Source organism: Pseudomonas sp. PGPPP1, assembly GCF_002255865.1.
Lineage (GTDB): Bacteria > Pseudomonadota > Gammaproteobacteria > Pseudomonadales > Pseudomonadaceae > Aquipseudomonas > Aquipseudomonas cremoris.
The window spans coordinates 16,191-41,597 of record NZ_NKIG01000004.1 but is presented as its reverse complement, the minus strand read 5'-3'; the positions used below and the strand labels follow the sequence as shown (position 1 = coordinate 41,597).

Sequence of the window (25,407 nt, the reverse complement as noted above, 5' to 3'; positions counted from 1 at the left end):
ACCTATAACGATTCGCCTGATGCCCACGACGTTTCAAGAGATTCCCCGCAAGCGCCCGTCCACGCCCCTGCTCGACCGTGCTGTCACGCCGGTCGGCCTGCGCCGTCTGGGTGAAGCCGAGCTGGAAACCCTGGCCGATGAGTTGCGCCTGGAATTGCTCTACACGGTCGGCCAGACCGGTGGGCATTTCGGCGCCGGCCTGGGCGTCATCGAGCTGACTATCGCCCTGCATTACGTGTTCGACACCCCGGACGACCGGCTGGTGTGGGACGTGGGCCATCAGGCGTATCCGCACAAGATCCTCACAGGTCGTCGCGAGCAAATGGGCACGCTACGCCAAAAGGACGGCATTGCCGCCTTCCCGCGCCGCTCCGAGAGCGAGTACGACACCTTTGGCGTCGGACACTCCAGCACCTCCATCAGTGCAGCGCTGGGCATGGCGATTGCCGCCCGCCTGCAAGGCAGTGATCGCAAGGCGATTGCGGTGATCGGTGACGGCGCGCTGACCGCCGGCATGGCCTTCGAAGCACTGAACCATGCGCCGGAAGTGGACGCCAACATGTTGGTGATCCTCAACGACAACGACATGTCGATCTCGCGCAATGTCGGTGGCCTGTCCAATTACCTGGCAAAAATCCTCTCCAGCCGTACCTACGCCAGCATGCGTGAAGGCAGCAAGAAGGTGCTCTCGCGTCTGCCTGGCGCGTGGGAAATTGCCCGCCGTACCGAAGAATATGCCAAGGGCATGCTGGTGCCCGGCACCCTGTTCGAAGAGCTGGGTTGGAACTACATCGGCCCTATCGACGGCCACGACCTGCCCACCCTGATCGCCACGCTACGCAACATGCGTGACCTCAAGGGTCCGCAGTTCCTGCATATCGTCACCAAAAAGGGCAAAGGTTTCGCCCCGGCGGAAGTCGACCCGATTGGCTACCACGCCATCACCAAACTGGAACCCGTGGACGCCCCCGCTGCTGCGCCGAAAAAAGCCAGCGGACCGAAGTATTCCGGTGTGTTCGGCGAATGGCTGTGCGACATGGCCGCCGCCGACCCGCGCCTGGTGGGCATTACCCCGGCGATGAAGGAAGGCTCCGACCTGGTGGCGTTCAGCGAGCGTTTCCCACTGCGTTACTTCGACGTGGCGATTGCCGAACAGCACGCGGTGACCTTTGCGGCCGGCATGGCCTGTGAAGGTGCCAAGCCCGTGGTGGCGATCTACTCCACGTTCCTGCAGCGCGGGTATGACCAGTTGGTGCATGACGTGGCGGTGCAGAACCTCGACGTATTGTTCGCCATCGACCGTGCAGGCCTGGTGGGCGAAGACGGCCCGACCCACGCAGGCAGCTTCGATCTCTCCTACCTGCGCTGCATCCCGGGCATGCTGGTGATGACGCCGAGCGACGAGAACGAACTGCGCAAGATGCTCAGCACCGGCCACCTGTACAACGGCCCGGCCGCCGTGCGTTACCCACGCGGCAATGGCCCGAATGCGCTGATCGAGAAGGACCTTGCGCCTATCGAGATCGGCAAAGGCATCGTGCGTCGCCAAGGCAGCAAGACGGCGTTCCTGGTGTTTGGCGTGCAATTGGCCGAAGCCTTGAAGGTCGCCGAGAAGATCGACGCCACCGTGGTCGACATGCGTTTCGTCAAGCCACTGGATGAAGCTCTCGTGCGCGAGATTGCCGGCAGCCACGAACTGCTGGTGACCATCGAAGAGAACGCCATCATGGGCGGCGCCGGTGCGGCGGTCAGCGAGTTCCTGGCGCGGCAGAACATCCTCAAGTCGGTGCTGCACCTGGGCTTGCCGGACGTGTATGTCGAACATGCGAAGCCAGCGCAGATGCTGGCGGAGTGTGGGCTGGACGAAGCCGGGATCGAAGCATCGGTGCGCGAGCGCATGGCGCTGCTGGGCCTGTAGCCCGATATTCCGGCAGAAACCGGAACTAAAATGTGGGAGCGGGCTTGCTCCCACATTTTGATCGCGTACACAATTTAAGGTGGGAGCTGGCTTGCCTGCGATAGCGGTGTCAGCGGCTTGGCGATATCACCTGACACAACCTCGCCACCGCCTCCACCATCTGCCCACTAGGCCGCTCCAGGCCTTTATCCGGCACTAATCGCACTCGCGGCGCCATCATTGGCCAGGCTTTCCATGCTTCCATCTGCGCTTGATCACCGACAAGAATCACCTCGGGATCACGCTGCAATACCGACTCAATACTCACCTGCGGCGCGGGTAACTTGAGGTCGTCAAACACATTGCGCCCGCCGCATACACTCAGCGCATCACTGATGATCTGCCCACCGCCCACGGTGTACAGCGGCTGGTTCCACACTTGATAGAACACCCGCAGCGGCTGCGCCCGCTGATAACGCTGGCGCAGTTCGGCCAGACGTTGGCGCAGCTGCGCGGCCAACTGCCGCCCGGCATCAGCACGTCCCAATTGCTCGGCGATGGCCTGGACCTGGGTAGTGAGCTGTTCAAGGCTATGGGGGTCGGCGACGTAAATGGGGATGTTCAAGCGCTGCAACTGCTCGCGCTGGGCCGGGCCGACACTGCCGGGCCAGAGCAGGATGAGGTCGGGCTTGAGATTGAGCAGGCGCTCCATGTCCAGTTGGCCGTAGTGCCCAACGGACGGCACCTCTGCCAATTCCGGCGGCCGCTCGCCACCATCAAGCACGCCCACCAACAGATCGGCAGCGCCCAGTTCAGCCACGATTTCGGAAAGAGACGGCGCGAGGCTGACCACCCGCTCAACCGCCCATGCCTGGGTACTCGATGCCAGCAGCAAAACGGCCAGCCAGCGGCGCATCATCCCAGTTGACGGGGTATGCGGTAGAGGTAGAACAACACCAGGGTCGACAGCGCCAGCAAGCACAGCGGCACGGCTTCCAACCCTACGAACACCGCCAGCGCGCCAATCCAGGCAGGAATAGCAGCGATCAGCAACGCCGCACGCCGTCGGGCCGCCAGGGTAATCCAGGCAGATGGTTCTTCGGGGGTGTCGAGGGCTTTGGAGGTGGCGATCAACGCGTGTTTGTAGCCGTTGAAGTAACGCAGGCTAAGGAACATCGAGGCCACGCCGGCGATAAAAAACGGCATGGCCAACACCGGCAGCAGGGATTCGGCTTGGCCGAATACCAGATTGATCACAAACAGGGGAAGCAACGCCAGGGCCAGGTACTGCCACCAGTTGAAGGACAGTCGCCGTTTCACCTGGCCTCGGGTCACGCGCGGTCGACCTCGCCCTGATGCTCGTTGCCCATCATGTGGTCGAGCTTGCTGGCCTTGGTGGCCAAGTAGAGCTTGTTGTGCGGGTTGTGCCCGGTATGCAGCGGCACGCGCTCGGCTACGGTGATACCCATGTCGGTCAACGCTTTGACCTTGCGCGGGTTGTTGGTCATCAAGCGCAGCGATTTGACGCCGAGGTGTTCAAGCATCGGCAGACAGATCGCATAGTCACGCTGGTCAGCGGCGAAGCCCAGGCGCTCGTTGGCTTCGACGGTGTCGGCACCGCCATCTTGCAGCTCGTAGGCGCGAATCTTGTTCATCAAGCCAATGCCACGGCCTTCCTGGCGCAGGTACAGCAACACGCCTCGGCCTTCACGGGCGATAGCACGCATGGCGGCTTCCAGTTGCGAACCGCAGTCGCAACGCTGGCTGAACAGTGCATCACCGGTCAGGCACTCGGAGTGCACGCGACCCAGCACCGGAGCGCCATCAGCGATATCGCCCAGGCTGAGCACGACGTGCTCGCGACCGGTGGCTTCTTCAAGAAAGCCGTTCATGGTGAACGTGGCAAAAGGGGTAGGCAGCTTGGAAGCGGCGACGAAAACGACGGGCACCGTGTGCTCCTGATTTCAGTTTTTACAAAGGCGGCCATTGTAACAGCAGGTTCCTACAGACGCTTAAGCTGAATTATCGGTGGTAAAGATCAATAGGTTCGATTGGCCTTCATCCCGGTTCTATGCATGTCAGAACGGATAGGGCTGATTCCAGTGTTCGAAAATCGGCTTCAACTCCCCATTTTTCACCAGGGCCGCCATGCGCTGGTCGAACACCTCCATTAAACCCCGCCCCCGTTCATTATCGGCGAACCCCACGTACAGCGGCAGTTCGGCGATATGGGTCAGCTTGAACGTCGAGGGATCATCCGCTTGCCCAAGGACTTCACGGGCTTCGGTCAAGGCGTCGATATAAAAGTCGGCTCGGGCATGTCGAAGCATCGGCAGGATGCCATCACGGCGTTCGATCTGGTTGAAGCGGTGCACATTGGGCAGGTAGTCCTCGTACTTGTAGCCACGCACCCAGGCCAAACGATAATTGCCCAGCGTGGCCACCGTCGGCACGGGAGTACTGGCCAGGCCAAGGGCGTAGATGTGATCGGAATCGAAGTTCCAATGAGGATAGAGTACGCCCTTGGCCTCATCGCGATAGGAACCAACCCAGCCATCGACCTCGCCGCGCTGGGCCAAGCCGACCGAGCGCGTGTAAGGCTCGGAGCGGGTTTGCAGGGTGATTCCGGCCGGTTCGAAGACCTTGCGCAGCACGTCCCAGGCCAGCCCGCGACCGTCGGGGTTGGTGTAATCATCCCAGGCCTCGCTGGCCAATAGGACCTTGCCGGGAACCACCGACACCTCATCGGCGTGCGCCAGGGATGTGAAGGCGCACAGCACTACCAAAAACCAGCCGCGCACATCCATGGGACAGCCCCCTACTCCGTGAAGATCGTATAGAGGGTAGCGCAGGTCGCCGGTTTACGGCGTTTCGCGAAAATGCTGATAGCCGCGAATGGCCGGCGTGATGTCTTGCCCATCGGCGTCGAGCAGCGTTACGCCCTGCCCCGCTTCGACCCGGCCAATCACATGGACCGGCCAACCAGCGGCCAGCAACGGCGCCAACTCGGCAGGCGGCAGAGTGAACGCCAACACGTAGTCGTCGCCACCGCTCAGGGCCGCCACACGCGCCTCGTCATCCCCCACAAACGCCAGCAAGGCCGTGGACAACGGCAACTGCTGGCGCTCGATCAACAAGCTGACAGCCGACGCCTTAGCGATATGCCCGCAATCGGCCAGGAGCCCGTCGGAGATATCCATCGCAGACGTCGCCTTGTTCCGCAGCGCCAGCCCGAGGGCCAACTGCGGCTGCGGCGACCAGTAGTGCGCCAGCAGTGGCTCGGCGATGGCTGCATCGGCCGTGCGTTGGCCCAATACCAGCGGCAAAGCGCCGGCGGCATTGCCCAATTCGCCCCCCACGCACAACAGGTCACCCGCTTGCGCACCGCTGCGCGTCAATGCCTGCCCAGCGGGCACACGACCGAACACGGTCATGGTCAGGCTGAGCGGGCCACGCGTGGTGTCGCCGCCCACCAGGACGACGCCACAGCTTTGCGCCATGACATTCAAGCCTTGGGCATAGCGTTGCAACCAATCGGCATCGACCGTCGGCGTGGTGAGAGCAAGGGTAAACGCGAGAGGATGGGCGCCCATGGCGGCCAGGTCGCTTACCGCAACGGCCAACGAGCGCTGGCCGAGCAGGAACGGGTCGCAGGGGTCGGAAAAATGCACCCCGGCCACCAAGGTATCGGTGGAAACCGCCAACTGCTCCCCAGCGGGGAGCGCCAGCAAGGCGCAGTCGTCGCCGATCCCCAGGGCAATGCCTTCGCCGCCCTGCGCACAAGGCGCGGCGGCGAAGTATTTGCGGATCAGTTCGAACTCGCCCATCAAAGGTTCAAGCGCAGATTAGCGCTTGTACGCCTTCACTTCGGCTTCACGCAGGCGCGGAGCCAGCTTGTCGAGCACGCCGTTGACGAACTTGTGACCGTCGGTCGAACCGTAGACTTTCGCCAGTTCGATGCCTTCGTTGATCACTACGCGGTACGGCACGTCGACGCGATAGAGCAGTTCCCAGGCCGACAGGCGCATGACGCACAGCTCAACCGGGTCCAGTTCTTCGATGGTCAGGTCCAGGCAAGGTGCCAGGGCTGTATCGATCTCGGTCAGGTGGGCATGCACGCCGTGCAGGATGTCGTGGAAATACGGCAGGTCAGCAAAGGTGAAATCGTTGTCGACGCGAAACTGCGCTTCGATTTCGTTCAACGACGCACCCGCCAGGTGACGCTGGTACAGCGCCTGGGTCGCCAGCTGACGAGCAGCGCGACGCTTCTCGTTCTTCGATGGCTTGCCAGCATCGGCTGGACGTGGCTCACGCGGGTTGAAGTTGTCGCTCTCGTCGGAAATCACTTGGCCTCCAACTGCGACAGCAGGCTGACCATTTCCAGCGCGGACAGGGCAGCTTCAGCACCTTTGTTGCCAGCCTTGGTGCCGGAACGTTCGATGGCTTGCTCGATGGAATCAACGGTCAGTACGCCGAAAGCGACTGGCACGCCGAACTCCATGGACACCTGGGCCAGGCCCTTGGTGCATTCGCCAGCCACGTATTCGAAGTGCGGAGTACCGCCACGAATGACCGCGCCCAGGGCGATGATTGCCGCGTATTCACCCTGTTGAGCAACTTTTTGCGCAACCAGTGGAATTTCGAAGGCGCCAGGGGCACGGATAATGGTGATGTCGCTTTCGCTCACACCGTGGCGAACCAGGGCGTCCACGGCACCGCTTACCAGGCTTTCAACGACGAAGCTGTTGAAGCGGCCAACCACCAGGGCGTAGCGGCCTTTGGGGGCGATGAAGGTACCTTCGATGGTCTTCAGGGTCATTCGACAAATCTCTTAAAGAGCCGGGACGCGAAAAGTGCGTCCCTTAGTGATGATTTAACCGCGAACAAGGGGCAAAAATCGCCGGCCTTTATTCGGAGGGCACGTATTCTACAACTTCCAGATCGAAACCGGATATCGCATTAAATTTCATCGGTGCACTCATCAGGCGCATTTTGCGCACACCAAGGTCACGCAGGATCTGCGAACCGGCACCGACGATGCTGTAGGTGGTCGGTTTTTTCGCCGGCGCGTGGTCGGCGGTTTCGCGGATATGCGCCAGCAACACGTCGCCATCCAGCGGATGGCCGAGCAACAGCACCACACCGCTGCCCGCCTCGGAAACCGCAGCCATGGCGGCTCGCAGGCTCCAACGGCCCGGTTGCTTGACCATCAGCAGGTCGCGCAGCGGGTCCATGTTGTGCACACGAACCAGGGTCGGTTCGTCAGCACAAATGGTGCCCAGGGTCAGGGCCATGTGCACGTCGCCTTCCACTGAATCACGGTAGGTCACCAAATTGAATTGGCCCAGTTCGCTGTCCAGTGGCTGCTCGGCAATCCGCTGAACGGTACGTTCGTGGATCATGCGGTAGTGAATCAGGTCGGCAATGGTGCCGATCTTGATGTTGTGTTCGGCCGCAAAGGTTTCCAACTCAGGGCGACGGGCCATGGTGCCATCGTCGTTCATCACTTCGCAGATCACGCCGCTCGGCTCGAAACCGGCCATGCGCGCCAGGTCGCAGGCAGCTTCGGTGTGGCCAGCACGGGCAAGGGTGCCGCCCGGTTGGGCCATCAGCGGGAAGATGTGGCCTGGGCTCACGATGTCTTCGGCCTTGGCGTCCTTGGCGGCAGCCGCTTGCACGGTACGCGCGCGGTCAGCGGCAGAAATACCGGTGGTGACGCCGGTGGTTGCTTCGATAGAAACCGTGAACTTGGTGCCGAAACCCGAGCCATTGCGCGGCGCCATCAACGGCAGCTTGAGCAGCTCGCAACGCTCGCGGCTCATGGGCATGCAGATCAGCCCACGGGCGTGCTTGGCCATGAAGTTGATGTGCTCAGGCTGGCAGGCCTCGGCGGCCATGATGATGTCGCCTTCGTTCTCGCGGTCTTCGTCATCCATCAGGATGACCATCTTGCCTTGGCGGATGTCTTCAACCAGTTCTTCGATGCTATTGAGCGCCACGCGGCACCCCCTTGGTCAGGATTTCAGGTAGCCGTTAGCGGCCAGAAAACTTTCAGTGATGTTCCCAGATGTTGGCTCTGCGGCCTTATCGCCCAACAGCAGGCGCTCCAGGTAACGGGCAAGCAAGTCGACTTCCAGGTTCACCCGGCGACCTGGCTGGTACGAGGCCATGATGGTTTCGCTGAGGGTGTGGGGAATGATGGTCAGTTCAAATTCGGCGCCATTTACGGCGTTCACGGTGAGGCTGGTGCCATCAACGGTGATCGAGCCTTTGTGGGCGATGTACTTGGCCAGCTCTTTGGGGGCGCGAATGCGAAATTCCACGGCACGAGCGTTTTCGCTGCGGGAAACGACTTCGCCAACGCCATCGACGTGGCCGCTGACCAAGTGACCGCCCAGGCGGGTGGTTGGGGTCAGGGCTTTTTCCAGGTTCACCGGGCTGCCGGCCGCAAGATCGTTCATCGCGGTGCAGTCCAGGGTTTCCCGGCTGACGTCGGCGGCAAAGCCGTTGCCCGGCAACTCGATGACAGTCAGGCAAACGCCGTTGATAGCGATGCTGTCGCCCAACTTGACGTCGCCTAGGTCGAGCTTGCCGGTTTCAACCGACAGGCGAACGTCGCCGCCTTTTGGGGTCATTGCACGAATGCTGCCGATGGATTCGATGATGCCGGTGAACATGGCCTTCTCCTGGAAAACGGTACGGGGCTCTTGAGCGCCCGGTCAGAATTATACGCTCGCTGGTGATACCGGGACGGCAGTGACTCGCCAGTCGTCGCCCACAGCGCGCATTTCGGTGATCTTGAGTTGGGGGGCGTCCGCCAGTTTCTCAAGCGGCCAATCGAGCAAAGGCCGCGCGGCGGAGCCGAGGAACTTGCCGGCAATGAAAATCACGTACTCGTCCACCAGGCCTTGCTGGGCAAAGGCACCGGCGAGACTTGGGCCGGCTTCCACCAGCACCTCGTTGACGCCACGGGCCGCCAGGGCAACCAAGGCCGAGCGCAGGTCCACTTGACCTTCAACGCCCGGCACCACCAGGCATTCGGGGCCACGGGGAAACTGGTTTTCCGGGGTGACGCAGGTGATCACCAATGCAGGACCCGCCTTGAAGAACGGCGCGTTGAGCGGCACCCGCAGGCGGCCGTCGATCAGCACCCGCAATGGCGGACGCGACATCGCCAGGGCCGTGGTTTCGGCATCCAGGCCCAGTTCAGCGGCGCGCACGGTAAGGCGCGCGCCATCAGCCAGCACCGTGTCGGCGCCGGTCAGTACCACGCTGGCCTCGGCACGCAGGCGCTGCACGGCGGCACGAGCGGCGGGGCCGGTGATCCATTGGCTTTCGCCGCTGGCCATCGCGGTGCGACCGTCCAGGCTCATCGCCAACTTGACCCGCACAAACGGCAGGCCGTGCTCCATGCGCTTGAGGAAGCCGGGGTTCAGCGCACGCGCCTCACTCTCCAGCACTCCGCTGCGAATCTCGATCCCGGCCTGGGCCAAACGTTGCATGCCGCGCCCCGCTACTTCCGGGTTCGGGTCCTGCATGCCTGCCACAACCCGCGCCACACCGGCACTCACCAATGCGTCGGCGCATGGCGGCGTACGCCCGTGGTGGCTGCACGGTTCGAGGGTCACGTACACCGTGGCGCCACGGGCCTTGTCGCCAGCGGCGCGCAGGGCATTCGGCTCGGCGTGGGGTTCGCCGGTGCGCTCATGCCAGCCTTCGCCAACAATCTGCCCATCACGCACGATCACGCAACCAACCCGTGGGTTGGGGTGGGTGGTGTACAGGCCTTTGCGGGCCAGTTCGAGGGCACGCGCCATGTAATGGGCGTCGAGGACAGCTTGTTCGGCGGACGGTGGGTTCATTGTTTGGCAGGCTCTCGGGCCAGGCGGTCGATTTCTTCGCGGAACTCATTGAGGTCCTGGAAACGTCGATACACCGAGGCGAAACGGATATAGGCGACTTCGTCGAGCTTTTGCAACTCGCCCATCACCAACTCTCCAACCACCAGGCTCTTGACCTCGCGCTCACCGGTCGCCCGCAGCTTGTGCTTGATATGCACCAGCGCCGCTTCCAGCCGCTCGACACTCACCGGGCGTTTTTCCAGGGCACGCTGCATACCGGCGCGCAGTTTTTCTTCGTCGAAGGGTTGGCGGCTGCCGTCGGATTTGATCAGACGTGGCAACACCAGTTCGGCGGTTTCGAAGGTGGTGAAACGTTCACCGCAGGCCAGGCATTCGCGCCGGCGACGCACTTGATCGCCCTCGGCGACCAGACGCGAGTCAATGACCTTGGTGTCGTTGGCACCGCAGAAGGGACAGTGCATGGTGGCAGGCAACAAAAAAAGGGAGGGCCATGGTAGCGCATCCCCGTCGCAAGACAAGCCATAGCCTTTACGGTATATAGGCAGGCTTATATGTTTCTTTATTTCAAGTCACGGATTTTGCCCTTTCTGGAGCCGTACATGCAGTTACGACCACTTGTTTTGCTCGCCCTGTTCAGTGTCCTGGTCGCCTGCAGCAGCGAAGCCCCCAAACCCGCCACCCCGCAACCGACGCCCGCCCAGGAGAAAAAAGTCCCTGGGATCGAAGACCTCGGCCCGTTGCCAGCGTATCAACGCGAAATCAGCGGTATCCTCAACGGTGTACCCGCCGCCGCCGAAGTCGAGCTGGCGCTGCTGGTGATCGACGACCGTTCGCGCCCGCAACAACTGCTCGCCAGCAGCGTGCTGACCGGCAACGGCCAACCCCTGGCCTTCCGCCTGCGCTTCAACCCCGAGGCCTTCCCGGCCGGTGCGCGGGTCGAGTTGCGCGGCCGCGCCAGCCAGTCCGGCCAGTTGATCCTCCACCTGCCCGCCGTGCGCATCACCCAGGCGATCACCCAGTCGACCGGCCCCCTGCAACTCGTCCCCGCACCATGACGCCACCGCTGGACCTGCAGGCAGCGCTGAGTGAACTGATCGGCGACGCCCACCTGGTGCCCTGCCCGCTGCCGGGCACCGCGTTGTCGTTGTGGCTGCTGGATGCGGACAACATGGACCGCGCCTTCAGCCCCGAAGAAACCCGGCGCATCCTGCACGAACCACCGTATTGGAGCTTTTGCTGGGCCAGCGGCCTCGCGCTGGCGCGCTACCTGGCGGCCAACCCCGAGTGGGTCGCCGGCAAGCGCGTGCTGGACTTTGGCGCGGGTTCGGGCGTGGCCGGCATCGCCGCCGTGAAAGCTGGCGCGCTGGAAGTGGTGGCCTGCGATCTTGACCCACTGGCATTGGCATCGTGCCGGGCGAATGCCGAGCTTAACGGCGTAGAGCTGGGTTATTCAGCGGACTTTTTCGCCGAAGCCGACCGCTTCGACCTGATCCTGGTGGCGGACGTACTCTACGACCGCGCCAACCTGCCGTTGCTGGATCAATTCCTCACCCGTGGCCGTGAAGCCTTGGTAGCGGACTCGCGCGTGCGGGACTTTCAGCATGCGGATTACCAACGGTTGGAGATCCTCGATGCGCTGACCTTGCCAGACCTGGCGGAGCCTTGGGAGTTTCGCAAGGTGAGCCTGTACCATTCGCGGCGCTGAGCGGTACGTTACAAATTTCTGGCAATACCATAGCTAGGACAGGCAACGAAAGGCGGTGGAAAATGCCCTCCTTTCGCACGCGGCTTGGACAATTGACCAGCATGCATTTCCAAATAGTTTCGCCGATAGCTGGCCACCTAAAGGCCTTGCAAAAAGACGGACAGCTGCCTACCCTCTGCGGCAATACACCCGCCATGCCTCTGGTTGCGTCAGTAACCAAGCACAAATTGTGCGGGTTTTTTATGCCCGGTACTTTTGCGGCATGAGGACATTCACCAAGCCCGCCATTGACGTTCCCGCTCAATTGGAACTGCTCAAGCGTCGCGGGCTGCGCATTCAAAATGAAGCGCGGGCCGCGTCCTTTTTACAATCAGTTAGCTTCTTCCGCTTGAGCCCCTACATGCGCCCCTTCCAACTTCCGGAAGATATCGATCATCGGTTTCGGGAAGGTAGCCAGTTTCGTCAATTAACCCACCTCTACGACTTTGATCGCCGTCTTCGTCTACTGACCATGGATGCAATCGAAAGAGTCGAAATTGCATCACGCGCGGGTATCAGCAACCACATGGGGCCTTCCCAAGGCTGCCATTGGTACATAAACCCACAGATGTTCCATCCGACGTTCAATCATCAGCGACTGCTGACAACATTGCTGGCCAAACAGTCCAACGCAACGCGTGACTACCAGCGCGAATGCGAGCGCATCGACAGGCTGCACACCGATGACGAAAGAAAAAATTATCTTAAACGCCACAGAGCGAAAGAAAACTATGCCCGCCATTACCCAACGGAGTATTCCCACCCTCCTCTGATGCCTGGTTGGGCCATGCTGGAGGAATTGACGCTAGGCGACTTGTCCTATCTGTATAAAGGGCTGGCCAGAGACTCAGATAAAAAAGCAATTGCCAAGCGCCTCGGGCTTGCCGCGCCCTTAATGCAGTCGTGGCTGCACACCCTGACCACTATCCGAAACATGTGCGCTCACCACTCTCGGATGTGGAACCGAGAGCTGGGCATTCGCCCCGAACTACCTAAAAAAGCTAACTTCCCATGGCCGGTACATCTCTTCGCGCCTGGGCCACATACTCGAATTTTTGCAGTGCTGTGCATTCTCAATCACTTGATGCATCAAGTAAGTCCACACACTTGCTGGGGTCAACGCCTATATCAACTGCTCCATGAGTTTCCCGAAGTCAGCCTGAAGACGATGGGCTTTCCTCTGGACTGGTATCAAGATCCTTTTTGGCACAGGCCTCGCGCGTAAACGCCAAGCCGCTTCCGATAGCACTCGCCAGCCCTTATAGTTCCCCCCATTCCCGCTTTATTCGAGACGCCCCATGAGTGAGCCCACGCCGTATATCTTCGATGTCACCACTGCCACGTTCGACCAGGCGGTGATCGAGAATTCGTTTCACAAGCCTGTGCTGGTGGATTTCTGGGCCGAGTGGTGTGCGCCGTGCAAGGCGTTGATGCCGTTGCTGGCGCAGGTTGCCGAGAGCTATCAGGGCGAGCTGCTGTTGGCCAAGGTCGATTGCGAGGCCGAACAGGATATCGTCGCGCGCTTTGGTATTCGCAGCCTGCCGACGGTGGTGCTGTTCAAGGATGGCCAGCCGGTGGATGGGTTTGCCGGGGCGCAGCCGGAGTCGGCGGTGCGGGCGATGTTGGAGCCGCATGTACAGATGCCACCACCGGCGGCGGCGGACCCGTTGGAGCAGGCGCAAGCACTGTTTGCTGACGGTCGCATCAGCGATGCCGAGGCGGTGCTGGTGGCCTTGCTGGGCGAGGACAATACCAACGCTGCGGCGCTGATCCTGTATGCACGCTGCCTGGCCGAACGTGGTGAGCTGGGTGAAGCCCAGGCCGTGCTGGACGCCGTGAAGAGCGACGAGCACAAAGCCGCCCTCGCCGGCGCCAAGGCGCAGATCACCTTTCTGCGTCAAGCTGTCGATCTGCCGGACGCTGCCGACTTGAAAAGCCGTCTGGCGCAAAACCCGCAAGACGATGAGGCGGCCTATCAACTGAGCATCCAGCAACTGGCGCGCCAGCAGTACGACGCGGCGCTGGAAGGTTTGCTCAAGTTGTTTATCCGCAACCGCAGCTACAGCGAAGGCCTGCCCCACAAGACGTTGCTGCAGGTGTTCGAGTTGCTGGGCAATGACCACCCGCTGGTCACGGTGTACCGCCGCAAGTTGTTCGCTGCGTTGTACTAATCGCCGATCCAGCTGTACAGCGGCGTATCCCCGCCGCTGGCCACTTTCACCTTGGCGCTATGGCGCAGGCGCACCAACAGGCGCTTGCCCGCCGAGGCATCGCCGGCCAAACCTTCCAACTGATCGAGTAATTCCAGCCCGCTGAGTTGCCCGGCTTTGCGCAGTAGGTCCTGGGCGTTCTGCCACAGGTCCTCATCCTGCTTGGCCGGCACCGCCGCCGGTGCGCTGGACACTGGCGCAGCCTGCAACTGCGCCCCCAGGCGCGCCCAATCGCCGTCGTCTAGCTCCACGGTCAAGTCCACCGGCAGGTCGCCGACGGTTCCACGAATTCTCAACATCGTCCTTCCTCCTGCACATTTCTGACAGGCATGCTCCCATGCGGCTTGCGCAACGCCAAGCGGGCGGTCAAACTCTGCGAACTATTGTTATAAGATCACATAACAAAACTTTCATGTTCTGGAGCCTTCTCATGCGCCGTCTGTTGCTTGCTTTGCCGTTTGCCCTGCTGCCACTCGCCATTGCCCACGCCGCCGATGAGCATGAACATGAGCACGGCAGCCTCGGCGCCCACGAACATGGTGTCGGGCGCCTCAATGCCGTACTCGACGGCCAGGCCCTGGAGCTGGAGCTGGACAGCCCGGCGATGAACCTGGTGGGCTTCGAACACCTGGCCACCACCCCGGCCGATAAAGCCAAGGTTGCCGCCGCACGTAAACAGCTGGAGAACCCCCTGGCCCTGTTCAACCTGCCCAAAGGCGCCGGTTGCGTGGTCAGCACCCAGGAACTCAACAGCCCGCTGTTCGGCGACAAACCCGAGGCCGACCATGATGACGACGATGATCACGATCACGATCACGACGCCAAAGACGGCGCCCACGAGCACCATCACGACCACAGCGAAATCCACGCCCACTACCAGTTCACCTGCGCCACGCCGACAGCGCTGAGCAACCTCGACCTGACCCAGGTGTTCAAGACCTTCCCCGCCACCCAGAAAATTCAGGTACAACTGATCGGCCCGAGCGGCCAGCAAGGTGTTGAAGCGACGGCCACAGCAGCCACCCTGAAATTCTGAGTTCCCATGACCCAAGCACTGATTGAACTGTCTGACCTGGGCTTCAACTGGCCTGGTCACCCACAGTTGCTGGACATCCCCGCGTTCCGCCTGGACGCGGGGGAAACCCTGTTTCTCAAAGGCCCGAGCGGCAGTGGCAAAACCACGCTGCTGGGGCTGCTGGGCGGTGTGCAGAAGCCCAGCCAAGGCAGCATCCGCCTGCTCGGCCAGGAACTGACCGAACTCTCGGCCGGTGCCCGCGACCGGTTCCGTGTCGACCACACCGGCTATATCTTCCAGCAGTTCAACCTGCTGCCGTTCCTGTCGGTGCGCGAGAACGTCGAGTTGCCGTGCCACTTTTCCAAATTGCGTGCGCAACGCGCCAAGCAACGCCACGGCAGTGTCGACCAGGCCGCCGCAACCTTGCTCGCGCACCTGGGTTTGAAAGATAACGACTTGCTGGAGCGCCGTGCCGATTCGCTCTCCATCGGCCAGCAACAACGCGTGGCCGCTGCCCGCGCGCTGATCGGCCAGCCGGAATTAGTGATCGCCGACGAACCCACATCAGCCCTGGACTACGACGCTCGCGAAGCCTTTATTCAGCTGTTGTTCGCCGAATGCCGTGAGGCCGGCGCCAGCCTGTTGTTCGTCAGCCATGACCAAAGCCTGGCGCCGTTGTTCGACCGCAACCTGTCGCTGGCCGAACTCAATCGCGCCGCCACGCCCGCAGAGGTTTGAGATGTATCTGTTTCGTCTAGCCATGGCCAGCCTGGCTAACCGCCGCTTTACCGCGATCCTCACCGCGTTCGCCATCGCCCTTTCCGTGTGCCTGCTGCTGGCCGTGGAGCGCGTGCGCGTTGAGGCGCGCAACAGTTTCGCCAGCACCATCAGCGGCACCGACCTGATCGTCGGCGCCCGCTCCGGCTCGGTGAACCTGCTGTTGTATTCGGTGTTTCGCATCGGCAATGCCACTAACAATATCCGCTGGGACAGCTACGAGCATTTTGCCGCCAGCCCGCAGGTGAAATGGGCAATCCCGATTTCCCTTGGCGACTCGCACCGCGGCTACCGGGTGATGGGCACCAACGAATCGTATTTCGAGCACTACCAGTACGGCCGCAAGCAGAACCTCGAACTGGCCAGCGGTCGTGCCTTCGCCACCGACCCGTTTGAAGTGGTGCTCGGTGCCGAAGTCGCCGACGCGCTGCACTACAAGCTCGGCGACAAGCTGGTGTTGGCCCACGGCGTGGCGGTGGTCAGCCTGGTCAAACACGATGACAAACCGTTCACCGTGGTCGGCATTCTCAAGCGTACCGGCACGCCGGTGGACCGCACGCTGCATATCAGCCTGGGTGGCATGGAAGCGATCCATATCGACTGGCACAACGGGGTGCCCGCCCAGGGCAAAGGCCGTATCAGTGCCGATCAGGCGCGCAATATGGACCTCACGCCGCAGGCCATTACCGCGTTCATGCTCGGCCTGAACAACAAGATTTCCACCTTCGCCCTGCAACGGGAAATCAACGAATTCCGTGGCGAGCCGATGCTGGCGATCCTGCCGGGCGTGGCGCTGCAAGAGCTGTGGAGCATGATGGGCACCGCCGAAAAAGCGCTGTTTGTGATCTCGCTGTTCGTGGTGCTGACCGGCCTGATCGGCATGCTCACGGCGATCCTTACCAGCCTCAACGAACGCCGCCGCGAGATGGCGATCCTGCGCTCGGTAGGCGCGCGCCCGTGGCACATCGCGACATTGCTGATCTTCGAGGCCTTCGCTCTGGCGTTGTCCGGCGTGGTGGCGGGCGTAGGGTTGCTCTACGTGTGCATCGCCGCTTCGCGCGGGTATTTGCAGGCCAACTACGGTCTGGACTTGCCGATGTCATGGCCCAGCGAATATGAATGGACGCTGCTCGCCGGTATCCTGGCCGCAGCGTTGTTGATGGGCAGCGTGCCCGCGTGGCGCGCCTATCGACAATCCCTGGCCGACGGCCTGTCCATACGTTTATGAGGAAGGCTTTGATGCGTCGCGCACTCGTTGCACTGTTTCTGCTGGTCGCCCTGCCCGCCTGGGCCGCCGAGCCCAAGGAGCTGACTTGGTCGGAACTGATCCCACCGGATGCCATGCCGGAAGTGCCGAACATGCAACCGTTGCATGACCTGTCCGGTATCGCCGGCGCATTGGAGTCGGCGCCACCAGCCAAGCAGGAGATGCCACACGCACCGGTGGTGCAAGGCCTTGATGGCCAGCACATCCGCCTGCCGGGGTATATCGTGCCGCTGGAAGTGGGTGAAAACGGGCGCACCACAGAGTTTTTACTGGTGCCGTATTTCGGCGCCTGCATCCATGTGCCACCGCCACCGTCGAACCAGATCGTGCATGTCAAAAGCGAAGTCGGGGTGAAACTCGATGAGCTGTACCAGCCGTATTGGATCGAAGGCGCGCTGCAGGTCAAACCGTCCAGCAGCGAACTGGCCGATGCCGGTTACCAGATGGATGCCGACAAGATTTACATCTACGAACTGCCAGAATAGCGCTGATCGCCCTTTCATTGAGCTGAGTCAAAAGACCGAATGGAACGATCTTTACCATTGGACGTACAACTTTTAAACGTCCTTTGGAGCTCCCATGAACAAGTCTCTGCTCGGCGCGTCCCTCTTCGCGCTAGCCCTCGTCGCCCCTGTCGCACACGCTCACGAAGCGGGCGATATTCTGGTTCGCGCGGGCGCGATCACCGTTAACCCGAAGGCCGACAGCGGCCACGTCAAGGTTGACCAGGGCCCATTGGCGGGCACCAACCTGGGCGGTAAGGCGACCATGAGCAGCGACACTCAACTGGGCCTGAACTTCGCCTACATGCTCACCAATCACGTGGGTATCGAACTGCTGGCGGCCACGCCGTTCGAGCATGACGTGAAGATCAAGGGCACCGCCCTCGGCGCCGCCAACGGCAAGCTCGGCACCCTGAAACACCTGCCGCCAACCCTGAGCGTCGTGTACTACCCGCTGGACAACAAATCCGCTTTCCAACCGTACGTGGGTGCCGGTATCAACTACACCTGGATCTACGACGAACACGTCGGCAGCCGCGCCCAGGGCGAAGGTTTCAGCAACTTCAAGGCTGAGAACTCCTGGGGCTGGGCCGCACAGATCGGCGCGGACTACATGATCAACGACAAGTGGATGATCAACGCCCAGGCGCGCTACATCGACATCAGCACCAAGGCCACCGTGGACAACAACGCGCTGGGCCAAGGCACTCGCGCCAAGGTCAATGTGGACGTGGATCCGATGGTTTACATGGTGGGTATTGGCTACAAGTTCTGATGCCGGTCTAACCAGCAGCATAAAACCAGTGTGGGAGCGGGCTTGTGTGGGAGCCGGGCTTGCCCGCGATGGCAGCACCTCGGTGTATCAGTGATACCGAGGTGATGCTATCGCAGGCAAGCCAGCTCCCACACAAGCCCGCTCCCACATTTGAATCTCTATTTCTTTAGGTATGCCGGTAGAAACGATCCAGCAACGCCGGCAACCCCGCCCGCCACGCCCGTGGCTTGATGCCAAAGGTGTGCAGAATCTTCTTACACGCTAACACCGCGTGCTGCGGCTCATCGCTGGCATCCGGCCGTGCCGCATGGGCCTGGGCGGTAGGGGATTCGATGGCCAGCGGGTGGTAGCTGCGTGCTTCGGTGAGGATCGCCTGGCCCAGCGCCAACGGTGTAGTCGCCTCTTGGCCGGCGTAATGGTAGGTGCCCCACAACGGCGCCGCGCAATCAAGCTGCTTGAGTACCGAGATGATCACCCGTGCCGCATCGTCGACCGGCGTCGGGTTACCGCGACGGTCATCCGCCATCAGCAACTCATCCGGCCTCTCGGCCCGCGCCAGGAAGCGGCCCAGGGTGCCGTCGACACTGTCATCCAGCAACCAGCCAAACCGCAGCAGTACGTGTTGCGGGCAGGTGGCGCGTACGCTTTGCTCGATCCGCCACAGCGCCTGGCCGCGCAGGCCCAAGGGCACCGGCTCGTCCTTCTCGCTGTAGGCGGTGGCACGGGAGCCATCGAACACGCGGTAGCTGGACGGTTGCAGCAAGGTGATGGTGTGGTGCTGGCAGAGCTCGGCCAGGCGTTCGATGGCGAACTCCTGGGCGGCCAGCCGGGTCGCGCTGACAGTTTCGGCCTGGAACCAGTCGAAATAGTAGGCGAGATTGATCAACGCATCGGGACGGGTGTCGTCGAGCAATTGGGTGAGACTCGCGGCATCCCAGCCGTCTTGGGGCGGTTTGGGTGCGAGGAAACCGATGTCTTCCTCTGCACCGAGGCGAATCAGCGCCTGCCCGAGGGCATTCCCGCCGCCCAGTAACATAAGGCGCATTCGCATAGATTGAGCAGGCCCGGTCAGTTTGGAACGATGGCTATTTAAGTATTTGCCAGAATCGTTGCATTTTGCGGGTTTGTAGCGCAACCGTCACGGATTAACTATCTTCGCGCCCGCCTCCGCAGGTTCATGCTCAAGGGGCGCTCGCGCAGGCACCAGGACCTGCTGTGGATAAGTCTGCGCGAACTGCACCTCGTCACAGTTATCCACAAGCTTTTTCAACCGTTGGTTAAACGCACGGCTTACCGCGTATTGCCCGCCCGACACGGTGCGGAACTGCGCCGTGAGCACCACGCCGTTGAGGTCCATTTTGTCGACGCCAAACACCTCCAGCGGCCCCTGCAGGTTGTATTTGAGGAACACGTCGTCACGGATCGACTGCCCCGCCTCGCGAATAAGCTCCACGGCCTTGTCCACATCGGTGTCATAGGTGAACTGCACCGAGAAGAACGCATAGGCAAATTGCCGCGACTGGTTGGTGACCGCCTTGATCTGCCCAAACGGCACCGAGTGCACAAAGCCCTTGCCGTCACGCAGGCGCAAGGTGCGAATGGTCAGGCCTTCGACGGTGCCGGCGTGGCCGGAGTCGAGCACCACCCAGTCGCCGATGGACAAGGTGTCTTCGATGATGATGAACAGGCCGGTGATCACGTCCTGCACCAATTGCTGCGAGCCGAAGCCGATGGCCAAGCCGACCACACCGGCACCCGCCAGCAGCGGCGCGACGTTGATGCCCAGGTTGGCCATGGTGGTGATCGCGCAGATCACCACGAGGATGATCTTCACCGCGTTACGCACCAGCGGCAGGATGGTTTTTACCCGAGTGCTCGGTTGGCGGTTGGAGCGCTTGTTCACCGGCGGTTTCAGCGCTTCCTGGATCGCCGTGTCGAGCACCACCCAGAACAACCAGGTCATCAGCAGGATCAGGCCGATGCTGCTGAGGGAGTCGCTGATCGCCCGGCCCACCGAATTGCGCTGGGCAAACTCGAACAGCGACACACCCCAGATCCGCCCGAGAATCTCAATGAACGCAATGGCCATGACAATGCGCAGAATCGCGTGCAACAGGCTCAGGAAACGCTCCTTGTAGGCACTGCTGCGCTGGATCGCCACTTGGCTGCGGGACTTGAACAGGTGCTGCAGCACAGTGCTGAGGAACACCGTGCCGATCAGCAATATGGTAGTAAACAGCGCGCAACGCAGGGCTTTCTGGTTATCGTCGCCGGCGCCGATCAGGTTGATGGCCGAGACCAGCACCATCAGCAGGATCGGCCAGTACCACAGCCCGGAAAACACCCGCAGCGACTGTTGCAACGCTGGGTGTTTTAGGCGTTGGGCCAACGGTCTATTACGAATCAGATGGGCCACCGGACGGCGCAAGCGCACCACCAACACCCCAAAGATCACCGCCGCGAACAGCCCGGTAAACACCGCGATACTGCTGGTGATATTGCCGCCCAGTTGACGGGCGATTTGCGGACTGGTCAGCGCATCGCTCAGGGCGGCGAGGAAGCCAATCAGGAACAGCGGCTTGGGGCAGTAGTTGCGAATAATCTGTACCGCCGGACGCTTGTGGCCGACGTTGAACATGACGATGACGCACAACAGCATCGACGTGGAAAAGATACCGCTGCTGGTGGCGTAGGCAAAACACAGCGCCAGCGCACGCCCCACCGACGTCGCAAGAAAGTGACTGGCTGACAGCGTAAGCGGAAGGCAAATCAACGCAGGAATCGTGTAGGGCACCACATAGCCAAGCACCGCCCGCAAGCGCTGACGCTGCGCGACAAACCCGCGCCGGCTCAAGCGTTGCACAAGAAAGCGCCCAAGCAGGGTCAACACGGCAAAGGCGCCGATCCACACACCGGACAACAGCAGGAAGTCGCCAGCCACGCTCCATGGCGAGCGCTCGGAAGTCTGGTCGACCAGCCGCCCCACCTCATCCGCCGCCCGATCGGCGCGCAAGCGCCAGGCATCGATGAGGTTCTGGTTGAGGTCGAGTTTGTCCTGCACATCGTCGATGCTGGAGCTGATGGCACCGAGCAGGCCACCCTCTACCAACAACTCAGGTTTCGCGGCGGGTTCAGGTGCCGCTGCAGTCGCGGCTTGCAGTGCGCCGCTGCCGAATAACAGCAGCGCAGCCAGCAGTAATGCAGTCTTGAGATTGCGCAAAACACCGGGCTCCTTACAGAAGGGTCTGTAAGGAACTGACGGGTTTTAACTGCGATCGTTCACTTCAGGTCGACATTCAGGCTCGGCGCACCAAACGCCACCAACTGCGCGTTGGAACCGGCGAACCAGCCCTTCCAGAAGTCTTCCAACGCCTGGATAGTCTTGCCCGAGCGATAGGCCTGCTTGATGTCCTTGGTCACCAGCGCAGCACCCACTACATACACCCGCGCGCCTTGCAGATCGGCGAACAAGCCCTTGTCTGCGACTCGTTTGAGCTCAGCGGCCGGCTGCAGATCACGAATCCGGTTGTTGGCGTAGAAACTGCCGAAATCACTGTTTTCGAGCATGTCGGACACCAACAACACCACCCGTTCCTGCGCCGGTTGCTGGCCCAGGTCGTTGCCGATCTCACGCAGCGAATGGAAGATCTCGCTACGGGCGATGTCCTCGGAGGCTTCGCGCAGCGTGGTCACGAACACCTTGCCCAAGGTCTTGTTGAAGAAACTGCGCTGCTCGGTCAGGCACGTATCGAAAGTACGCAGTGACTGCATGCCGACGTTATTGCGCACCTTGTCATCGATGCCCTGATTGAGCTCACCGGCGAAGCGCAGTTGCATGAACTGCCCGGGTACAAATGCCGAGAAACTGTACAGCCGCACCTTGTCGCCCGGCTGTACGAAGCGCTGCACCTGGGCCCAGGTGGCTTTCTGGATCACCTCGGGCATCGGGATCGTCTGGTCGATAATCACCGTCAGCTCTCTGCCACTGTGCGCCGGACGATACTCACCGACCTTGGCGTACGCGTAGCAGTCCGGGACGTCGTTGCGCTCACCGGCCACCGCCAACAACGGCATCAACAGCAAAGCGCAGAAAAGCCGCGGGATATTCATTCAGGCACCTGTCGCGTCGAAGTCTTTGAGCAACTGCTGTTCAGCCCGCAGCGCCAGCACGTCTTCCAGTGCGTGGCCCTTGGCGCGGCTGATGGTCGCCAGCTGCTCTTCGCTGAAGGCCGTGAGGTCCTTGCTGCGCAGGGCGTCGAGGTTCGCAGGCGCAGCGGCAGGTGCGGGCGCTTCAACCGGTGCGGCTACAGGTGCGGCCACTTCAGCCACAACCGGTGCGGCCGCAACAGCTGGGGCCGCCGATGCAATCGGAGCAACCGGTGCCGTGACGGGTTTGGCCGCCGCTTTCGGCGTACCCGGCATCGCCTGCTTGCGCTCCAGGTACGTTTCGAAGTTGCGATTGTGCGCACTGGTCAACGCCGCCTGCTGCTGGGCATTGGTGGTCGAGCGACCGGCCAGTTTGAGCTGCAACTTGCTCAGTTTGTGATCGGCATGCGAAGCAATTTCCACGCGCTGGCTCTGCATCCAGTTTTCCAGGGCCTCGCCGCTGGAGAACTTGTGGGTGTGCTCCCAGGCTGTCTTGGATTCCACACCGGCAAAACCGAAGATCGACGCCAGCCAGATGCTGGTGATCTGAATCGCGATGTAGATCACCGACAGGACGATGAAGGTAATCAGCGACGCTTTACGAATCGCGTCCATCTTGTCTGTCAGGGTTTGTTTGTCGGCTTGATCGTTGATCGCCGCCGAGTCGGCTGGCAATTCAAACGGGCTGGCAGACTCGTAGTTCTGCTGGGCAAACGCATGCGGGCTGCCGACCATTTCGGTCTCGATGCTCTTGAGCTGCATGGTGCGGATGCCGAACGCGGCGATCGCAATGATCGCAATCCAGATACCGGTGGTGATCATCCAGCCACGGCTCGGCGTCACCGTGTGGTTGGTGTTGATGCGCGCCAGAATGCGGCTGTAATCCTTGCCGTCTTTATCGCTGTCGGTGTCTTTGATACCGATACCCGGCAGTTCCTTGAGCTGGGATGGGCGATCTGCTTCCGGATCGTTTTCCCACCAGTGGCGTGCCTTGCTGATCAGGGCGTTTTTATGCACGGCGCGGCCGGTCACTTCGGCCAGGATCGCCGAGGCAACAGCCAACAGGAAGGCGAACAACCAACCCATCCAGCTTTGGTCATTGGCCGACAGGTTCTGGTTGATGAACGGCACCAGCACGTAGGCAAAACCCACGGCCTCGAACATGATCAGCATGAAGATCAGCGCAAACACCCAGAACGGCCGTTCGCGACGGCCGCGCTCACCGATGGTGCGCAGGTAGGATTCACTTTTGTTGAAGAAATCGACGTCTTTCGCGCCGATCTTTTCATAGCGCGAGTAGTACGCGTCGCACAGCTCGCTTTCCGATTTCGGCCAGCCGTGGGAATCAAGCATCAGGCTTTGCTTGGACAAACGCGCCACCTTGCCGATCAGCGGCACACCGTGCCACACGCGCATCACGAAGTAGCCCACTTTGTCCCAGTACGCCTGGATCAGGATGGCCGCCAGCAGCGTGGAAATCACCAGCCCGGTGATCAACTTGTTGGCCCAGAGCAGGGCCGTCAGCGCATTGAAGCTGAACTCTTCCATGGTGTATTTCCTTGAGTCTTACGCGCGAATCGGCACGAAACGGGTGGTGAAGGCTTCACGAGTACGGGAGTAGAACAACGCACCGTCCGTGGCTTCGGAATTTTTCTTGCTGAACACGACGTCGATGCACGACACCGGCGCCTTGGGGTCTTGGGTGAATACCCGATACAGCACCAAGTCCTCACCTTCATAGGTGTTGGCCACGGCTTTGCTTTTGATCGACTTGCGGTTGCCCTGGTCGTAGCCCTTGACCACTTCGATGAAGGGTTGGCGGTCGACGCTGGCGCCGTCGCGCAGGATCGAGACCGGCGACAACGTGACCAAATGGCCATTGACCAGGTTGGCCCACACGCGGTTGTTGTAGCCCGGCAAGTATTCGGTGGTGGTTTGGGTATCGAGCGCCTGGCCGCTGGCGAGGTTGAACACCTTGCCGCTTTCACGCGGGCGGTCCGCTTCACAACTGCTGGACGGCAAGTCGCTGGCTTGTGCACTGGAGACCAGGGCAAACCCGGCCTTTTTCGGCGCGATGGCTTGGCCCATCGTCCAGCGGGTATCGCTGGCCGGCTGGCCGCCGAAATCCACCAGGGCGGTGCCTGGGTCGGCAGGCTTGCTCTCGACGGCAGGCTTGGCCGCAGTGGCAGGCTTGCTCTTGGCAGTGCTGGTCACGGTGCGCGCAGGCTCGGTCGAGGTGCCGTGTGCCAGGTACTTGGTATTGTTATGTTCGGCATTGACGCGCTTGACCAGCATATTACGGTCAGTCACTTCAACGATTTCCACCCGACGGTTCTTGCCCCGTTGCTGGGTGTCGCTGTTATCGGCGATCGGGCGCGAAGCCCCCGCGCCTTGGAAGAACATGCGCTGCGGGGCAACGCCCTGCTCGGCCAGGATCGATGCCACGGCGCGGGCACGTTGCTCGGACAGACGCTGGTTGGTGGCCGCGCTGCCGGTGGCATCGGTGTGCCCCACCACCAGGATCGCGGCCTGGGAGTTCTGCCCCGGCTTGGGTGCAAAGGCGGCAGCCAGCTTACGCACTTGGCGCTGACCATCGGCGCTCAATTGCGCGCTGCCGGTGGCGAACATGCCTTCGTCTTGAACTTGCGCAACGATGCCCGCGTCAGTCGGTGCCGGTGCACGTGCATTCCCCGTGGCCACCTCCTGGCTTTGCAAGGTTTGCACCTGAATATTCAGGTTCTCTTCCTTGGCCACACGCTCCAGTTCCTGCAAGCGGTTCTGCCACAAGTTGCCGGCCACACACCCGGCGGCGGCGCCCACACCGCCACCGACGACGGCCTTTTTGGCATCGCCGGTGATGGCATACGTCAAGCCAGCGCCCAGAATGGCGCCACCGGCACAGCCGATGGCGGTTCCGTAGTTTTTGCCAGCATCGTTAAGCGTCGCGCAGCCGCTCAGGGCGATTGCGCCGGCAAGCAGGCTGACTTTTCGGGTAAGGGAAGTATTCACGTGGTGGGTTCCGGCCTTTATAAAAGAGCCGCCGACCCCACTGCCGACGCGAGAAAAGCGTCAGCGGCATCATCCATGAACAGGCCCTGCAAAATCATTTGATTGAGAACAGATCGCGCGGAATTGGATCACGTCAGTGATGTCATTTCAATACCACTTGTAACTCTTTATTGCCTTTAGGCCGCGCTCCCGCACCCGAGAA

Annotated in this window: 27 protein-coding genes; 10 read left to right on the top strand and 17 right to left on the bottom strand. The window is 61.5% G+C overall.

Annotated elements, in window-relative coordinates:
* The first annotated feature begins 19 nt into the window (after positions 1-19).
* Positions 20-1,918, top strand: coding sequence for a 1-deoxy-D-xylulose-5-phosphate synthase (dxs, locus tag CFE47_RS07780; protein WP_286836176.1), 1,899 nt, complete (start codon positions 20-22; stop codon positions 1,916-1,918).
* Between the two features lie 109 nt (positions 1,919-2,027).
* On the opposite strand, the gene CFE47_RS07775 is transcribed toward dxs, so the two are convergent.
* The 11 genes from CFE47_RS07775 to nrdR form a co-directional block, all read right to left on the bottom strand.
* Entirely contained in the window at positions 2,028-2,816 is a 789-nt protein-coding gene (locus CFE47_RS07775) for a cobalamin-binding protein (RefSeq protein WP_286836175.1), read from the bottom strand.
* On the bottom strand, positions 2,813-3,232 hold the full coding sequence (locus CFE47_RS07770) for an MFS transporter (RefSeq protein WP_286836174.1): 420 nt from the start codon (positions 3,230-3,232) through the stop codon (positions 2,813-2,815). Before CFE47_RS07770 ends, CFE47_RS07775 begins: the two co-directional genes overlap by 4 nt.
* A complete protein-coding gene (gene ribA / locus CFE47_RS07765) occupies positions 3,229-3,846 on the bottom strand; it encodes a GTP cyclohydrolase II (protein ID WP_095013680.1) in 618 nt (205 codons plus the stop codon). The genes CFE47_RS07770 and ribA overlap by 4 nt, the downstream gene beginning before the upstream one ends.
* 129 nt (positions 3,847-3,975) lie before the next feature.
* A complete protein-coding gene (locus CFE47_RS07760) occupies positions 3,976-4,704 on the bottom strand; it encodes a substrate-binding periplasmic protein (RefSeq protein WP_286836173.1) in 729 nt (242 codons plus the stop codon).
* A 54-nt stretch (positions 4,705-4,758) separates the two neighbouring features.
* Positions 4,759-5,724 carry a thiamine-phosphate kinase gene (gene thiL / locus CFE47_RS07755; RefSeq protein WP_286836172.1) on the bottom strand — a complete coding sequence of 322 codons (966 nt, stop codon included), beginning with the start codon at positions 5,722-5,724 and terminating at the stop codon, positions 4,759-4,761.
* A gap of 18 nt (positions 5,725-5,742) precedes the next feature.
* A complete protein-coding gene (gene nusB / locus CFE47_RS07750) occupies positions 5,743-6,243 on the bottom strand; it encodes a transcription antitermination factor NusB (RefSeq protein WP_010206836.1) in 501 nt (166 codons plus the stop codon).
* On the bottom strand, positions 6,240-6,716 hold the full coding sequence (ribH, locus tag CFE47_RS07745) for a 6,7-dimethyl-8-ribityllumazine synthase (RefSeq protein ID WP_003176356.1): 477 nt from the start codon (positions 6,714-6,716) through the stop codon (positions 6,240-6,242). Before ribH ends, nusB begins: the two co-directional genes overlap by 4 nt.
* Before the next feature lie 88 nt (positions 6,717-6,804).
* Entirely contained in the window at positions 6,805-7,896 is a 1,092-nt protein-coding gene (gene ribBA, locus CFE47_RS07740; protein ID WP_286836171.1) for a bifunctional 3,4-dihydroxy-2-butanone-4-phosphate synthase/GTP cyclohydrolase II, read from the bottom strand.
* A gap of 15 nt (positions 7,897-7,911) precedes the next feature.
* Complete coding sequence (locus CFE47_RS07735) at positions 7,912-8,574, bottom strand: riboflavin synthase (protein ID WP_185708642.1); 663 nt, start codon at positions 8,572-8,574, stop codon at positions 7,912-7,914.
* A 48-nt stretch (positions 8,575-8,622) separates the two neighbouring features.
* Positions 8,623-9,759: a bifunctional diaminohydroxyphosphoribosylaminopyrimidine deaminase/5-amino-6-(5-phosphoribosylamino)uracil reductase RibD gene (gene ribD / locus CFE47_RS07730; RefSeq protein ID WP_185708643.1), complete on the bottom strand. Its 1,137-nt coding sequence runs from the start codon at positions 9,757-9,759 to the stop codon at positions 8,623-8,625.
* Positions 9,756-10,220 carry a transcriptional regulator NrdR gene (gene nrdR, locus CFE47_RS07725; protein ID WP_185708644.1) on the bottom strand — a complete coding sequence of 155 codons (465 nt, stop codon included), beginning with the start codon at positions 10,218-10,220 and terminating at the stop codon, positions 9,756-9,758. Before nrdR ends, ribD begins: the two co-directional genes overlap by 4 nt.
* A gap of 138 nt (positions 10,221-10,358) precedes the next feature.
* On the opposite strand from nrdR, the gene CFE47_RS07720 reads away from it, so the two are divergent.
* From CFE47_RS07720 to trxA, 4 genes are all read left to right on the top strand, one after another.
* Positions 10,359-10,814 (top strand): YbaY family lipoprotein, encoded by a 456-nt coding sequence (locus CFE47_RS07720; protein WP_286836170.1) that lies wholly within the window; start codon positions 10,359-10,361, stop codon positions 10,812-10,814.
* On the top strand, positions 10,811-11,464 hold the full coding sequence (locus tag CFE47_RS07715; protein ID WP_185708646.1) for a class I SAM-dependent methyltransferase: 654 nt from the start codon (positions 10,811-10,813) through the stop codon (positions 11,462-11,464). Before CFE47_RS07720 ends, CFE47_RS07715 begins: the two co-directional genes overlap by 4 nt.
* Before the next feature lie 55 nt (positions 11,465-11,519).
* Entirely contained in the window at positions 11,520-12,728 is a 1,209-nt protein-coding gene (locus CFE47_RS07710) for an Abi family protein (protein ID WP_286836169.1), read from the top strand.
* A gap of 73 nt (positions 12,729-12,801) precedes the next feature.
* Complete coding sequence (gene trxA / locus CFE47_RS07705) at positions 12,802-13,674, top strand: thioredoxin (RefSeq protein ID WP_286836168.1); 873 nt, start codon at positions 12,802-12,804, stop codon at positions 13,672-13,674.
* Here the strand turns inward: trxA and CFE47_RS07700 are convergent.
* A complete protein-coding gene (locus CFE47_RS07700) occupies positions 13,671-14,012 on the bottom strand; it encodes a hypothetical protein (protein ID WP_286836167.1) in 342 nt (113 codons plus the stop codon). The genes trxA and CFE47_RS07700 overlap by 4 nt on opposite strands.
* A 131-nt stretch (positions 14,013-14,143) precedes the next feature.
* Here CFE47_RS07700 and CFE47_RS07695 point away from each other — a divergent pair, with 131 nt between their 5' ends.
* The 5 genes from CFE47_RS07695 to CFE47_RS07675 all read left to right on the top strand — a co-directional run bounded on the left by CFE47_RS07695 (position 14,144) and on the right by CFE47_RS07675 (position 18,050).
* Positions 14,144-14,749 carry a DUF2796 domain-containing protein gene (locus tag CFE47_RS07695; RefSeq protein WP_286836166.1) on the top strand — a complete coding sequence of 202 codons (606 nt, stop codon included), beginning with the start codon at positions 14,144-14,146 and terminating at the stop codon, positions 14,747-14,749.
* Positions 14,750-14,755: 6 nt separating this feature from the next.
* Positions 14,756-15,466, top strand: a complete 711-nt coding sequence (locus CFE47_RS07690; protein WP_286836165.1) for an ABC transporter ATP-binding protein — start codon at positions 14,756-14,758, stop codon at positions 15,464-15,466.
* Between the two features lies 1 nt (position 15,467).
* Complete coding sequence (locus tag CFE47_RS07685) at positions 15,468-16,733, top strand: ABC transporter permease (RefSeq protein WP_110621737.1); 1,266 nt, start codon at positions 15,468-15,470, stop codon at positions 16,731-16,733.
* 11 nt (positions 16,734-16,744) lie between these two features.
* The gene (locus CFE47_RS07680; RefSeq protein WP_185708651.1) at positions 16,745-17,257 is read left to right on the top strand and encodes a DUF3299 domain-containing protein; all 513 of its coding nucleotides are present in this window, start codon (positions 16,745-16,747) and stop codon (positions 17,255-17,257) included.
* A 94-nt stretch (positions 17,258-17,351) separates the two neighbouring features.
* Entirely contained in the window at positions 17,352-18,050 is a 699-nt protein-coding gene (locus CFE47_RS07675) for an OmpW/AlkL family protein (RefSeq protein WP_135308424.1), read from the top strand.
* A gap of 166 nt (positions 18,051-18,216) precedes the next feature.
* Here the strand turns inward: CFE47_RS07675 and CFE47_RS07670 are convergent, their stop codons facing one another.
* The 5 genes from CFE47_RS07670 to CFE47_RS07650 all read right to left on the bottom strand — a co-directional run bounded on the left by CFE47_RS07670 (position 18,217) and on the right by CFE47_RS07650 (position 25,205).
* Entirely contained in the window at positions 18,217-19,101 is an 885-nt protein-coding gene (locus tag CFE47_RS07670; RefSeq protein WP_286836164.1) for a sugar nucleotide-binding protein, read from the bottom strand.
* Positions 19,102-19,188: 87 nt separating this feature from the next.
* On the bottom strand, positions 19,189-21,270 hold the full coding sequence (locus CFE47_RS07665) for a mechanosensitive ion channel family protein (RefSeq protein ID WP_286836163.1): 2,082 nt from the start codon (positions 21,268-21,270) through the stop codon (positions 19,189-19,191).
* Positions 21,271-21,329: 59 nt separating this feature from the next.
* Complete coding sequence (locus CFE47_RS07660) at positions 21,330-22,160, bottom strand: hypothetical protein (protein WP_286836162.1); 831 nt, start codon at positions 22,158-22,160, stop codon at positions 21,330-21,332.
* A complete protein-coding gene (locus CFE47_RS07655) occupies positions 22,161-23,744 on the bottom strand; it encodes a hypothetical protein (RefSeq protein ID WP_286836161.1) in 1,584 nt (527 codons plus the stop codon).
* Positions 23,745-23,762: 18 nt separating this feature from the next.
* Positions 23,763-25,205, bottom strand: coding sequence for an OmpA family protein (locus tag CFE47_RS07650; RefSeq protein ID WP_286836160.1), 1,443 nt, complete (start codon positions 25,203-25,205; stop codon positions 23,763-23,765).
* Positions 25,206-25,407: the final 202 nt, after the last annotated feature.

What these genes read in the sequence shown, in the direction of transcription:
- dxs (WP_286836176.1), top strand. Translation starts at nt 20, where the DNA reads ATGCCCACGACGTTTCAAGAGATTCCCCGCAAGCGCCCGTCCACGCCC.
- CFE47_RS07775 (WP_286836175.1), bottom strand. Translation starts at nt 2,816, where the DNA reads ATGATGCGCCGCTGGCTGGCCGTTTTGCTGCTGGCATCGAGTACCCAG.
- CFE47_RS07760 (WP_286836173.1), bottom strand. Translation starts at nt 4,704, where the DNA reads ATGGATGTGCGCGGCTGGTTTTTGGTAGTGCTGTGCGCCTTCACATCC.
- thiL (WP_286836172.1), bottom strand. Translation starts at nt 5,724, where the DNA reads ATGGGCGAGTTCGAACTGATCCGCAAATACTTCGCCGCCGCGCCTTGT.
- ribH (WP_003176356.1), bottom strand. Translation starts at nt 6,716, where the DNA reads ATGACCCTGAAGACCATCGAAGGTACCTTCATCGCCCCCAAAGGCCGC.
- CFE47_RS07735 (WP_185708642.1), bottom strand. Translation starts at nt 8,574, where the DNA reads ATGTTCACCGGCATCATCGAATCCATCGGCAGCATTCGTGCAATGACC.
- ribD (WP_185708643.1), bottom strand. Translation starts at nt 9,759, where the DNA reads ATGAACCCACCGTCCGCCGAACAAGCTGTCCTCGACGCCCATTACATG.
- nrdR (WP_185708644.1), bottom strand. Translation starts at nt 10,220, where the DNA reads ATGCACTGTCCCTTCTGCGGTGCCAACGACACCAAGGTCATTGACTCG.
- CFE47_RS07720 (WP_286836170.1), top strand. Translation starts at nt 10,359, where the DNA reads ATGCAGTTACGACCACTTGTTTTGCTCGCCCTGTTCAGTGTCCTGGTC.
- CFE47_RS07715 (WP_185708646.1), top strand. Translation starts at nt 10,811, where the DNA reads ATGACGCCACCGCTGGACCTGCAGGCAGCGCTGAGTGAACTGATCGGC.
- trxA (WP_286836168.1), top strand. Translation starts at nt 12,802, where the DNA reads ATGAGTGAGCCCACGCCGTATATCTTCGATGTCACCACTGCCACGTTC.
- CFE47_RS07700 (WP_286836167.1), bottom strand. Translation starts at nt 14,012, where the DNA reads ATGTTGAGAATTCGTGGAACCGTCGGCGACCTGCCGGTGGACTTGACC.
- CFE47_RS07695 (WP_286836166.1), top strand. Translation starts at nt 14,144, where the DNA reads ATGCGCCGTCTGTTGCTTGCTTTGCCGTTTGCCCTGCTGCCACTCGCC.
- CFE47_RS07690 (WP_286836165.1), top strand. Translation starts at nt 14,756, where the DNA reads ATGACCCAAGCACTGATTGAACTGTCTGACCTGGGCTTCAACTGGCCT.
- CFE47_RS07685 (WP_110621737.1), top strand. Translation starts at nt 15,468, where the DNA reads ATGTATCTGTTTCGTCTAGCCATGGCCAGCCTGGCTAACCGCCGCTTT.
- CFE47_RS07680 (WP_185708651.1), top strand. Translation starts at nt 16,745, where the DNA reads ATGCGTCGCGCACTCGTTGCACTGTTTCTGCTGGTCGCCCTGCCCGCC.
- CFE47_RS07675 (WP_135308424.1), top strand. Translation starts at nt 17,352, where the DNA reads ATGAACAAGTCTCTGCTCGGCGCGTCCCTCTTCGCGCTAGCCCTCGTC.
- CFE47_RS07670 (WP_286836164.1), bottom strand. Translation starts at nt 19,101, where the DNA reads ATGCGAATGCGCCTTATGTTACTGGGCGGCGGGAATGCCCTCGGGCAG.
- CFE47_RS07660 (WP_286836162.1), bottom strand. Translation starts at nt 22,160, where the DNA reads ATGAATATCCCGCGGCTTTTCTGCGCTTTGCTGTTGATGCCGTTGTTG.
- CFE47_RS07655 (WP_286836161.1), bottom strand. Translation starts at nt 23,744, where the DNA reads ATGGAAGAGTTCAGCTTCAATGCGCTGACGGCCCTGCTCTGGGCCAAC.